The sequence below is a fragment of the Pantoea sp. FN0307 genome (assembly GCF_050113815.1).
Lineage (GTDB): Bacteria > Pseudomonadota > Gammaproteobacteria > Enterobacterales > Enterobacteriaceae > Mixta > Mixta alhagi.
Window position 1 is genome coordinate 884,423 of record NZ_JBNJSO010000001.1, and the last position, 10,230, is coordinate 894,652.

Below are 10,230 nucleotides of genomic sequence, written 5' to 3' on the forward strand. Positions count from 1 at the left end.
TAGATAGAGTGCAATTGCCAACTGATTTCTGCAAATGAGCCCTGTACGGTAGCTCATCAGCAAACATTCATTAATCGGGATAAAAAATGCGCTACGAAAAGACTATATTTTCTATTGTTTTTCTAATCACAGTTGTAATACCTGTTTCGATACTTCTTCTCTACAAATTTAGCCTTACAGGATTGGTTTTTGCGTTTGGAATGGATGATGTTTCTCATAAATCTGATGACTGGGCGGCATTTGGTTCGTTGGTTTCTGGGATTTTTACTTTAAGCGGGGCTGTTGGTACTCTTGCAGCTTTGGTTTTCGCTATCAATCAAAATAAGAAGTTATCTATTGAAGCGAAAAAACGCTCTGCCCAGGATGAACAAAATGCAATTAAGAATGATGAGTTCATGAAATTCCAAAAAGAAAGAATGACTTTTGAAAAATTCCATTTACATCAATCAATGTTTAACGAAACTCTCGATAGACTGGAGCGTGATTCGGAAAAAGAATTTCAGTTCTATTCACGAAGTATTTTTTATAAAAATATATTCCCAGAAAATTCTTTTTGTAACTGCCTAACCAAGGCTGACTTTAAAGAATCAACACCTGGAAACTTAAAAGATATATTTAATCTTGCCAATATTATTGCTGAGAATTTTGAAAAAGGTCTTTATTATAAAGATGCAGGGGTTTTAATAAATGACTTAACTGCAATTCAAAACTTGCTTATGCTGAGATTAATCCGATCTGTGAAGAAAGGTGATGTGGTTCAATATGATAAATATGTCATACTGAATGTAGTTGATGTTTATTCTTTAATTGAATTCTACGAGAAAACAATAAATGCTCTAGGTTATTTTTGCGAGGTAAATGCTGTTGTGGAAATGACTTCGCATATCAATCATGCGAAATTGATGTTAAGCCTAAATGACTATGGATTAAATTTAATAAGAGCTAAAATGAAAGATGCTTCCTTCCCTCTTGCGTATGAAAGCATAACCAATCTCAATAGAGTAATGGCTATTTACAAGAAATTTAACTTGAGTGAAGATGATCCGCTTTATGAATATCTTAAGCCGCTTAAAAACTTATTAATATCTTCCCTATCACTAACAAATATAAAAAATTTAATTAGCGAGCAGGGATTTAAGGATTTTTTGATAAGATTTGTATCTCAAGCTATTAATGCGCAGATGCTCGCTGACAAATCAAGTATACAACTTGGATCATTGGTCAACCCTTATATTTTATATGTTTATGAAATGCAAAAGAAAATTTGTTAAAGGGTTAGTTTATTAATTAGAACTTGTTCAATAATATCTAAGTTTGTCTCGTTAATTCCCAATAACGGACGCGCCTCATACTGCACCTCTTTACCCCCACGGGCTGGCCGATCGCGCAGCCCGTAATGATGCACGCGGGCCATGCGCTGCACGTTGCCGGTAAATTCCACCACGGCGTCGTCGGCGCTCGCCTTCGTTTTCATGTACTTTGCGGTGCGCAGCTTTTTGAACATCTCACGCTTTACCCGGCCTTTCTTTTTCCTAACCGGCTGCGCCTTGCGCGGCGCAAATGGCGTGCCATCCGGCGCCTGCTGGCGTTTGATATTCTGCTGCTGACTGGCGCGCAGGCGCTTCGCAATGTTGCGGGCCATCTCTTTGCGCGCCGCCGGCGAAAGGTTCGCAATCAGCGCGGCCAGCCTGTCGTCGAAAGCGTCCAGCCCGTTCATGGCGCCAGCTCGCTGATAAGTTCACCGTTAACGTAGAGCTGCAGCGGCCTGTTCACGTTTTCCGGCAGCGGCGGCTCGCCGATATGGTTAACGTGCAGCGCGTCGCCGTCCTGCTTCACGATCACGCGCTCAGTGAGCTGCAGGTCAATGCTGATATCGCAAAGCGTGTCGCTCAACACATCGGCCTTAAAGGTGAAGCCGGTGCGGCGCTTTTCTTCAGTCGCCATAATGTCGGGCTGGTACTCGCGCAGCCAGGCCAGCACCGGCACCATCACCAGATCGATATCGTCGGCGTAGTCGGTAATGACCAGGTTCAGCTGGTACTGGTATTCAAACGACAGCGAGCTGGCGAGCGTCGAGACGATCCGTCCCGAATCAATAAACATATTCAGGCAGTCTGGGTTTCGCGCCAGCAACGGGACGCTGTTGGTCAGCGCCTCGCGCAGCTGTTTCGGTTTCAGCATCGTGTTGCTCCTGGCATTCTTTAATGATTTCAACCTGCAGCCCGCAGGAAACGAGCGCAGCCTCCAGCTGGCGGTTATCGGCGGCCAGATCGCCCAGCGTCTGCAGCCGGTTGCCCGGCACCGGGCAGCTGGTCACGCGCGGACAGCCAGTCCAGATAATCGCGGGCGTTGCTGAAGGCGGGACGGCTGTGCAGCCGGATAATAGCGTCAGGCAAAGCAGCAGCAGACCAGCTGCGTAGTGTCGGGTTTGCATCGGTTTCCCTCTGTATCTGCAGTTCACGGGTAAGGGCGACGGTCGAGGCGCGGCCCTGCAGCAGTCGCAGCGCGGCCTCGCGCTTTGCCCCTTCACGGGCCTCATCGTTCAGGCGGCTGATTGCCTTGTCCCGGCTTTCAATCCCGGCCGACAGTGTGCCGATCACGCGCTGCGCCTGTGCCAGCTCGCTTTCGGTTGACGAGAGCCGCCAGCAAGTAAAGGCCAGCGCCACGGCCAGCCCCACGGCAATCAGGCGCATCATGCGGCCCCCTTCAGGCACCAGGCCAGTTCCCGGTCGCGGCGGTTCTGTAAGCCCTGGCTGAAGATGCCTTTCACAAACACCCAGCGCGGCAGCTGCTGGCAGGCGCTGCGCCACTCGCCCCGGTTGATATAAGCGCCGAGCGTGGAACGGCAGGCGGCATAGGTGCCGACGTTGAACGCCCAGGACACCACGGCGTCATAAACCGGCTGCGGCATGTCATGGCGCATGCAGGCATCAATCACGCGCTCGACACGCATCACGTCATACACCAGATTCACCGCCGCCTGACGCTCGCTGACCACGCTCTGCGGCGTCACGCCAGCGGTATGGCCGATGCCGTTCGTCCAGACGCCGGCACTGCACTGGTACGGCGAGGTGCGGCAGCCTTCTGCATTTGCAATCAGCTGCAGTCCGCCCTCGGACGTTTTCAGGGTTTTAAACTGCGGCAGCAGCGCGGCAATGGCGAGTACAGCCGCAACGGCGCAGCGTTTAGCGGTCTGGCTCAAGGCTCACCCCCTGCGCACGCTGGCGCTGCAGCTCATAGGTTTTGCGGCGGTAGTGCCAGTTAATAAAAAACGTCGCCACGTTAATCACCAGCGTCACCACGGCCACGCCCGAGCCAACCATAAAGGCAATCTCCTGCGGCGTGTGACGGGCGAACCACATCAGGATCAGGCCGATCAGGTAGTTAATCAGCGAGCTGATTTTCTCCATGCTTGTTAGTCCCACAGGTTAACGGTTTCATCCGCTGAGGATGCCGACAGCGGCGGCAGCGTCACCTCGCAGCCGTGCGGCAGCACCGGCCCGCTTTCCGCAAGGCCGGGATTGGCGACATAGACCTGCTCAACCACCTGCTGCGTACGCCCGTAATAGCGAAAGCAAATTTCATCAACGGTATCGCCCTGCTGCGCGTAAATTCTCATCACAGCAGACTCACAATGCAGCCGGGCTTTTCAGCGATGCGGCTGATACTGAAACGGGCGTCTCGCCAGTATTCGTCGGCGGTGCCTTCCACCACGTCGCCTTTTTTTCCGGCGGCGTCGTAGCCGCGATAGCGTTCAGCAATGGTGGCAGCCGTCAGCGCCGCCACGGCGGCAAAATAGTGCGTGACCTTTTCGCTTTCACCGTCGAAGGTCTCGGCCGGCACCGCCGCCAGCAGGGGAAAGCCCGCCGCTATCTTTTCCGCCCGCCAGTCGTACAGCTCGGCGTTCACTTCGGAAATGGCGGTTTTCACCGCCAGGCGCAGGCGGTCGGCGGTCACGGTGCCTTCCAGGCGCAGCGCGTTGCGCAGCTGCTGCAGGTCAATGTCAGGCCAGAAAAAGGTGTTTTTCACCGGCGGCTCGGCGTCGGGCGCCAGTCGCTGTCCGTTTATTACTACTGAAGTCATTTCATGGCCTCTGAATAGGTGGGCGGTGGAGGACGGCGCAGACACTTAAAAAGCGCATTACCGTCCTGCCGCCCGGCGCGGGGCGCGTTCTGTCAGCGGCGGGCCGCAGTCTGCTTTTTCATGGCCGTTGCCAGCCGCTCTATGTCTTTTTTGACGCCGCAGCCTTCATGCAGCTGCAGCGCCCGTGTGAGATGGGCTAACGCCTCGTCAGCCCTGCCCGCATCGCGCAGCACATACCCGGTGATTTTGTGCAGCTTGGCGCGCACCTGGTCGGGCATGTCTTCGGATTCCGTCAGCCTGATGGTCGCCAGCAGCGGGTTGATATCCACCGGCGCCTTAATCGTCCAGGCGCGTGTCGCCGCGCTGGCAACTTCCTCGGCCAGCAGGTAGGCCGTGCTGTCGCGCTTAAAGCCGTCAGGCGGGACAAGCCGGTGCAGCAGGGCATGGCGCGCAATGTCCAGCGCGCCGGGAATGTCGCCCGTATCGAGCCGCCAGATCATGACGGTCATCAGGACGGCATCCTGCACGGCTTTCTCCTGGCTCAGCACGCCCGCCACCCACGGCTGATAGTCCGGCAGCATCTGGCGCTTCAGCTCCGCCTTGCGCTCGGTGGAGCGCACTTTTTTCAGGCGTCGCTTGTCGTCGTTGAGCTTTACCAGCATCTGCTCATAGCCGGTTGCGTGGCGCAGCGGGTTGCTCTGCTGCTGTGCGGCCTCAATGGCCTGCTGGCGCATCATGTGACGTCGGGCAGGGCTTAACATGGGTTACGCCTCCGGGGTTTCCGCCGGGGTTTCCGCTTTCGCCTCAACCGGCGCATCGGACAGCTCGATGTTTTCCACCAGGCAGCCTGCCGCGTAGTCTTCCACCACGTAGTCTTCGTTGATGGACTCGTAGTTTTCGATGCGGTCGCGCTTCGGCACCTCGTCGATCAGGCGGCGGTGCGTGCCTTCCTGCCAGTAAATTGACAGGTTATCGAGGCGCGTGATCATCAGGGCATTGGCCGGGAAGTACGGCACGCGTACGGCGGGCAGGTTGCCGATGCGTTTCTGGCTGACAATCAGGTCGGCGGCCAGCTGCTCGGTGTTGGCCTGGCTCTGGTTCACGATGGGGAAATACTTGTCGGCCAGCAGCTGACGGCCGCAGATCACAACCAGCTCCGGGTCTTCCTGATACCACGGCGCGATCAGGTTGTTGGTGGCGTCCATTACCAGCGCGTCAAGGTTGGCATAGGTGCGGCCCTTACCGACCAGCACCTTTTCGGTCACGCTGCCGTCGTCATTGGTGGTTTTGCTCATCACGCGGTCGGGGGCTTTTTCGCGGTACTTCTGCAGCCAGCCCACGGCCACGTCCTGCAGCATCGGGTTAGCGGCGCGGTTAGAGGTTTTGGCGCGATGAGTGCCGTTAAAGCCGATCATGATGCGGTCAAGCGACTGGCGCTTCACGATGGCGTCACGCAGACGGGCCTGAAAGTCTTCATAGCGCGCCCATAAATCCAGCGTGTTGTAGCGGATATGAAAGTCGTAGTTCACCTGCGCACATTCATAAACGTCGCTGTCCAGCGCGGCAAAATCAGCGGTTTCACGCTCGTCACCATTTGCCGTGTCGGTGGTGCTGGCAATCGAGCCGGTCACGCCGATACCGATTTTCTCGCCCTTCATTTCGGCAACCGGCACGATGTTGATACGTGTCAGAAAATCCGAGGACTCCTGCACGCGGTTCATCAGGGTCTGCGTGACCGACGGCTCCACGGTGAATTTTTTGTTCATGTCGCCGGTGTCCACGCCGTTCAGCTCGGCCAGGCGGGACATAAAGGCATTAAATTTAAAGCGGGTGTTCTGGCGCATCTGCGCTCCTGTTCAGTTCAGTTCTCGGGTTGTGGTTCAGGTGGCGCCTGTCAGCAGTCGGTCTGCACGCCGGACTTCGGATCGCTGCCGGTCGCGGCCGGGCGGCGGGCAAAGCTGGCGCCGTCGTTCTGCGATAGCTGTGTTTTCAGCGCGCCGAAGGCGCTGCGGTCGTCGGCAAGCTGCTGCTCCAGCACCTCAAGGCGTCCGGCTAAGCCCGCTTCCAGCGCCGACAGCTTTTGCGTCAGTTCGTCCTCGTTCTGCTGCACCTTTTCCGCCACGGCGGTGACGGCCGCGCCCATGTCGGCAAGCAGCTCGTTGTCGGTTTTCTTTTTGCGGGAAAACAGGCCGGTGACGTAGCTCAGGACGGACGGCGCCGGGTCGGCAACCTCCTCAAACTCGATCAGCGTTTCCTCCGCAGCGGTAAAGAGGTTGTCCGCGTGCAGCTTGCGGGAGGCCAGCGGATTCGCCGCAGCGGTGGCGCTGAAGCTCAGGATTTCAGTGCCGAGACTCGCCGGGTCGTCGGTCACGGCCAGGCCGACCAGATACGCCTCGCCGGTGTCGGCAAACGCCGGGTTAACCTCGATTGAGGTGTAAATTTTCTGGCGCGCCCGCGTCAGCTCAACCAGCTCCGGCGTCGGGTCAATCCATCCATACAGCGCCAGCTTGCCTTTCAGCGGGCCCTCGGCGATTTCCTCAGCCTCTACGGCGGTGACGTCGCCAAAGCGGCGGAAGGTGCTGTCAGGCGCATAGCCCTTGATGTGTTCCATGTTGATGCGCGCGCCGTAGACGGACGGGTTATAGCTCGCCGCCATCTGCGAGATCCATTCACGGGAAATTTTGCGCCCGTCGGTAGTGGCGCCTTCGACTGCGATGCGAAAACGCTTTGCTTTGATTGCCATGTATCAGGCTCCGGTCAGGGGTGTGGTTCGGTTCGGGGTCAGTTTCCCCGCCGCACGGATTTCCCTCAACGAAAGCCGGTTTGCTCATTTGTGAGCGGACAGGGACAGCGGGCGCGGGCGTTCTGGCGCCGGTAGCCTTGACGCCATGAACATGACACCGACAACCACCATCAGTGATCCGCGCCGCCAGGCGGCCCTGCTTTACTGGCAGGGCTACTCTGTGCGCCAGATAGCGGAAACGCTCAGCATCAAAACGCCGACCGTGCAGAGCTGGAAGCTGCGCGACGCGTGGGACGACATTGCGCCCATCAGTCGCGTGGAAGCCAGCATGGAGGCGCGGTTAATCCAGCTCATCCTGAAGGAGGTAAAAGGAAATGGTGACTACAAGGAGATAGACGCGCTCGGTCGTCAGATTGAACGCCTCGCCCGCGTGGAGCGCTACCGCAGCTCCGGAAACGAGGCTGATCTGAATCCGAACGTGCGCAACCGTAACAAAGGCGAGCGCCAGCCGGCCGTGAAGAATGTCTTCAGCGAGGAGCAGGCGGAAAAGCTGACCAGCCTGTTTATGAATGGCTGCTTTGAGTATCAGCTGCACTGGCACAAAGCCGGACTGGCGCACCGTATCCGCAACATCCTGAAGTCGCGCCAGATTGGCGCCACGTTCTACTTTGCCCGCGAGGCGCTGATTGACGCACTGACCACCGGGCGCAATCAGATATTCCTGTCGGCCAGCAAGGCGCAGGCGCACGTTTTTAAAAACTACATTATCGACTTTGCGCGCCAGGTGGATGTTGACCTGAAAGGCGATCCGATTGTGCTGCCGAACGGCGCCCGCCTGATTTTTCTCGGCACCAACGTGCGCACCGCGCAGAGCTACACCGGCAACCTGTATCTCGATGAATATTTCTGGATACCGAAATTCCAGGAGCTGCGAAAGGTCGCCAGCGGCATGTCGCTGCATAAAAAGTGGCGCACCACTTACTTTTCCACGCCGTCGAGCCTGTCGCACTCCGCCTATCCGTTCTGGTCGGGCGAGCTGTTCAACAAGGGACGGCGCAGCAAATCCGATCGCATCGAAATCGACCTGTCGCATACGCATCTGGCAAAAGGCGCGCTTTGCGGCGACGGCCAGTGGCGGCAGATTGTGACGGTTGAGGACGCGCTGACCGGCGGCTGTAACCTGTTTGACCTCGACCAGCTGCAGCTGGAATACAGCCCGTCGGAATATCAGAACCTGCTGATGTGTGAGTTTGTGGACGACGAGGCGAGCGTGTTTCCGTTCGCCGAGCTGCAGAGCTGCATGATCGACAGTCTGGAAGAGTGGAACGACTTTAACCCCTACCGGCCGCGCCCGTTTGATTATCGCCCTGTGTGGATTGGCTACGACCCGTCGCACACCGGTGACAGCGCAGGCTGTGCCGTTATCGCGCCGCCGCTCGTTGCCGGCGGTAAGTTTCGCGTGCTCGAGCGTCACCAGTGGCGGGGCATGGACTTTGCCGCGCAGGCGAAATCCATTGAAGAGCTGACGAAAAAATACACCGTCGAGTATATCGGCGTGGATGCGACCGGCATCGGCCAGGGCGTTTTTCAGCTGGTACGCCAGTTTTACCCGGCCGCGCGCGAGATCCGCTACTCGCCGGAAGTGAAAACCGCGATGGTGCTGAAGGCAAAAGACACCATCAGCAGCGGACGCCTGGAATACGACGCCGGCCACACCGACATTACGCAGTCGTTTATGGCAATCCGCAAAACCATGACCGCCAGCGGCAACCGCTCCACCTATGAGGCGAGCCGCAGCGAGGACGCCAGCCACGCGGACGTCGCCTGGGCGATTATGCATGCGCTGCTTAACGAACCGCTGACCGCCGCCAGCGGCGGCGCCAACCCTTCAATTCTGGAATTTTACTGATGAGCAAACGCAGGAGCCGTAAGGCTTTCAACGCAAAAACGCAGCCCGTTCAGGTTGCCGCGCCGCAGCAGCAGGCCGAGGCGTTTACCTTTGGCGAGCCGACGCCGGTGATGGACAAGCGCGATATTCTGGATTATGCCGAGTGCATCGGTAACGGGCGCTGGTATGAACCGCCGGTCAGCTTTCACGGGCTGGCGAAAAGCCTGCGATCGGCGGTGCATCACAGCTCGCCGATTTACGTGAAGCGCAATATTCTGGCGTCTACGTTCGTGCCGCACCCGATGATGAGCCAGCAGGAGTTCAGCAAATTCGCGCTGGATTATCTGGTGTTCGGGAATGCGTTTGCCGAGCTGCGCTGTAATGGCCTAGGCGAGCCGTGGCGACTGGAAACCACTCCGGCCAAGTTTACCCGCCGCGGCGTGGAAGAGGGTGTTTACTGGTTTGTGAATGACTGGAAGGAGCCGCATCCGTTCGCCGCTGGCAGCGTGTTTCACCTTATCGAGCCGGATATTAATCAGGAGCTGTACGGCCTGCCGGAATACCTCAGCGCGTTAAACTCCGCCTGGCTGAATGAAGCGGCCACGCTGTTTCGCCGCAAGTATTACCAGAACGGGGCGCACGCGGGCTACATCCTGTATATGACCGACGCGGCGCAGAGCAGCAGCGATATTGACCGGATGCGCCAGGCAATGCGCGACACGAAAGGCCTGGGTAACTTCCGCAACCTGTTCATGTACGCGCCGAACGGCAAGCCGGACGGGATTAAAATCCTGCCGCTCAGTGAGGTGGCGACGAAAGATGATTTCTTTAACATCAAAAAGGCCAGCCGTGACGACCTGCTCAGCGCACACCGCGTGCCGCCGCAGATGATGGGGATTATCCCGGATAACTCTGGCGGCTTCGGGGATGCGGTAAAGGCGTCGCAGGTTTTTGTCAGGAACGAGCTGACGCCGCTGCAGGAAAGGATGAAGGAGATAAATGAGTGGGTTGGGGAAGAAGTAATTAAGTTTCGGTACTACTCGCTGGAAACAGTTACTACAAATTGAGAAGTATTGCTCATAGTAGAACTATTGTTTTTACTGGCCTGACGTAATGTTACGTGTAAGCCTGCTTTATGCTAATAGCGGACAATCAAGCAGCAAAATTTGCCGTTGGTATTATGAATGTCACCTGCGTAGCGCATTAAGATAACTTCTACTCAAAATTATGTATAGTGGAAGAAAATATCATTTTAATCAGGAACAATTTAATAGACATAAAAGGTAAAAACTAACGCAACATCGGACATCTTCATATAGGATGAAGGTAATAAAGCATATGGGCAGCTAATTAATGCAAATGTCTGCATAATTAAGCCTTATCGGATGGGTTTTTATCCATAAGTGCTTTGCGAAATGGATAGTAATGATTACCATGCGGCTAAAAAGTAACCTGAAGTGAGATGCGCTTTGGTTTTTTTAGGAATGAAGAAACCCTGATCCCTCAGGGCTTTTTT

13 protein-coding genes and 1 pseudogene are annotated in these 10,230 nt (G+C 56.0%); 3 read left to right on the top strand and 11 right to left on the bottom strand.

Annotation, left to right across the window (positions count from 1 at the left end):
- The first annotated feature begins 86 nt into the window (after nucleotides 1–86).
- Entirely contained in the window at nucleotides 87–1,271 is a 1,185-nt protein-coding gene (locus ACQE3Z_RS04090) for a hypothetical protein (protein WP_426972302.1), read from the top strand.
- On the opposite strand, the gene ACQE3Z_RS04095 is transcribed toward ACQE3Z_RS04090, so the two are convergent.
- The 11 genes and pseudogenes from ACQE3Z_RS04095 to ACQE3Z_RS04145 form a co-directional block, all read right to left on the bottom strand.
- Nucleotides 1,268–1,717: a phage virion morphogenesis protein gene (locus ACQE3Z_RS04095; RefSeq protein WP_426972304.1), complete on the bottom strand. Its 450-nt coding sequence runs from the start codon at nucleotides 1,715–1,717 to the stop codon at nucleotides 1,268–1,270. The two genes, ACQE3Z_RS04090 and ACQE3Z_RS04095, sit on opposite strands and share 4 nt — an antisense overlap.
- On the bottom strand, nucleotides 1,714–2,181 hold the full coding sequence (locus ACQE3Z_RS04100) for a phage tail protein (RefSeq protein WP_426972305.1): 468 nt from the start codon (nucleotides 2,179–2,181) through the stop codon (nucleotides 1,714–1,716). The genes ACQE3Z_RS04095 and ACQE3Z_RS04100 overlap by 4 nt, the downstream gene beginning before the upstream one ends.
- Nucleotides 2,093–2,434: an Rz1-like lysis system protein LysC gene (lysC, locus tag ACQE3Z_RS04105; RefSeq protein WP_426972306.1), complete on the bottom strand. Its 342-nt coding sequence runs from the start codon at nucleotides 2,432–2,434 to the stop codon at nucleotides 2,093–2,095. The genes ACQE3Z_RS04100 and lysC overlap by 89 nt, the downstream gene beginning before the upstream one ends.
- Nucleotides 2,355–2,696: pseudogene (locus ACQE3Z_RS04110) on the bottom strand (Rz-like lysis system protein LysB); the annotation flags it as partial. The pseudogene ACQE3Z_RS04110 and the gene lysC, both read right to left, overlap by 80 nt.
- The gene (locus ACQE3Z_RS04115) at nucleotides 2,693–3,202 is read right to left on the bottom strand and encodes a lysozyme (protein ID WP_426972308.1); all 510 of its coding nucleotides are present in this window, start codon (nucleotides 3,200–3,202) and stop codon (nucleotides 2,693–2,695) included. The pseudogene ACQE3Z_RS04110 and the gene ACQE3Z_RS04115, both read right to left, overlap by 4 nt.
- Entirely contained in the window at nucleotides 3,186–3,410 is a 225-nt protein-coding gene (locus ACQE3Z_RS04120) for an HP1 family phage holin (RefSeq protein ID WP_426972309.1), read from the bottom strand. Before ACQE3Z_RS04120 ends, ACQE3Z_RS04115 begins: the two co-directional genes overlap by 17 nt.
- 5 nt (nucleotides 3,411–3,415) lie before the next feature.
- Entirely contained in the window at nucleotides 3,416–3,619 is a 204-nt protein-coding gene (locus ACQE3Z_RS04125) for a tail protein X (RefSeq protein WP_426973054.1), read from the bottom strand.
- Nucleotides 3,619–4,083 carry a head completion/stabilization protein gene (locus tag ACQE3Z_RS04130; protein ID WP_426972310.1) on the bottom strand — a complete coding sequence of 155 codons (465 nt, stop codon included), beginning with the start codon at nucleotides 4,081–4,083 and terminating at the stop codon, nucleotides 3,619–3,621. The genes ACQE3Z_RS04125 and ACQE3Z_RS04130 overlap by 1 nt, the downstream gene beginning before the upstream one ends.
- Before the next feature lie 92 nt (nucleotides 4,084–4,175).
- Nucleotides 4,176–4,844, bottom strand: a complete 669-nt coding sequence (gene gpM, locus ACQE3Z_RS04135) for a phage terminase small subunit (RefSeq protein ID WP_426972311.1) — start codon at nucleotides 4,842–4,844, stop codon at nucleotides 4,176–4,178.
- A gap of 3 nt (nucleotides 4,845–4,847) precedes the next feature.
- Nucleotides 4,848–5,927 carry a phage major capsid protein, P2 family gene (locus ACQE3Z_RS04140; protein WP_426972312.1) on the bottom strand — a complete coding sequence of 360 codons (1,080 nt, stop codon included), beginning with the start codon at nucleotides 5,925–5,927 and terminating at the stop codon, nucleotides 4,848–4,850.
- 50 nt (nucleotides 5,928–5,977) lie between these two features.
- The gene (locus ACQE3Z_RS04145; RefSeq protein ID WP_426972314.1) at nucleotides 5,978–6,826 is read right to left on the bottom strand and encodes a GPO family capsid scaffolding protein; all 849 of its coding nucleotides are present in this window, start codon (nucleotides 6,824–6,826) and stop codon (nucleotides 5,978–5,980) included.
- A gap of 145 nt (nucleotides 6,827–6,971) precedes the next feature.
- Here ACQE3Z_RS04145 and ACQE3Z_RS04150 point away from each other — a divergent pair, with 145 nt between their 5' ends.
- Both ACQE3Z_RS04150 and ACQE3Z_RS04155 read left to right on the top strand, forming a co-directional pair.
- Nucleotides 6,972–8,735 carry a terminase ATPase subunit family protein gene (locus ACQE3Z_RS04150; RefSeq protein WP_426972315.1) on the top strand — a complete coding sequence of 588 codons (1,764 nt, stop codon included), beginning with the start codon at nucleotides 6,972–6,974 and terminating at the stop codon, nucleotides 8,733–8,735.
- Nucleotides 8,735–9,781: a phage portal protein gene (locus ACQE3Z_RS04155; protein WP_426972316.1), complete on the top strand. Its 1,047-nt coding sequence runs from the start codon at nucleotides 8,735–8,737 to the stop codon at nucleotides 9,779–9,781. Before ACQE3Z_RS04150 ends, ACQE3Z_RS04155 begins: the two co-directional genes overlap by 1 nt.
- The last annotated feature ends 449 nt before the right edge of the window (nucleotides 9,782–10,230 follow it).

Coding starts and splice junctions, on each gene's coding strand:
- ACQE3Z_RS04090 (WP_426972302.1), top strand. CDS start 87: ATGCGCTACGAAAAGACTATATTTTCTATTGTTTTTCTAATCACAGTT.
- ACQE3Z_RS04095 (WP_426972304.1), bottom strand. CDS start 1,717: ATGAACGGGCTGGACGCTTTCGACGACAGGCTGGCCGCGCTGATTGCG.
- ACQE3Z_RS04100 (WP_426972305.1), bottom strand. CDS start 2,181: ATGCTGAAACCGAAACAGCTGCGCGAGGCGCTGACCAACAGCGTCCCG.
- lysC (WP_426972306.1), bottom strand. CDS start 2,434: ATGCAAACCCGACACTACGCAGCTGGTCTGCTGCTGCTTTGCCTGACG.
- ACQE3Z_RS04120 (WP_426972309.1), bottom strand. CDS start 3,410: ATGGAGAAAATCAGCTCGCTGATTAACTACCTGATCGGCCTGATCCTG.
- ACQE3Z_RS04125 (WP_426973054.1), bottom strand. CDS start 3,619: ATGAGAATTTACGCGCAGCAGGGCGATACCGTTGATGAAATTTGCTTT.
- ACQE3Z_RS04130 (WP_426972310.1), bottom strand. CDS start 4,083: ATGACTTCAGTAGTAATAAACGGACAGCGACTGGCGCCCGACGCCGAG.
- gpM (WP_426972311.1), bottom strand. CDS start 4,844: ATGTTAAGCCCTGCCCGACGTCACATGATGCGCCAGCAGGCCATTGAG.
- ACQE3Z_RS04140 (WP_426972312.1), bottom strand. CDS start 5,927: ATGCGCCAGAACACCCGCTTTAAATTTAATGCCTTTATGTCCCGCCTG.
- ACQE3Z_RS04145 (WP_426972314.1), bottom strand. CDS start 6,826: ATGGCAATCAAAGCAAAGCGTTTTCGCATCGCAGTCGAAGGCGCCACT.
- ACQE3Z_RS04150 (WP_426972315.1), top strand. CDS start 6,972: ATGAACATGACACCGACAACCACCATCAGTGATCCGCGCCGCCAGGCG.
- ACQE3Z_RS04155 (WP_426972316.1), top strand. CDS start 8,735: ATGAGCAAACGCAGGAGCCGTAAGGCTTTCAACGCAAAAACGCAGCCC.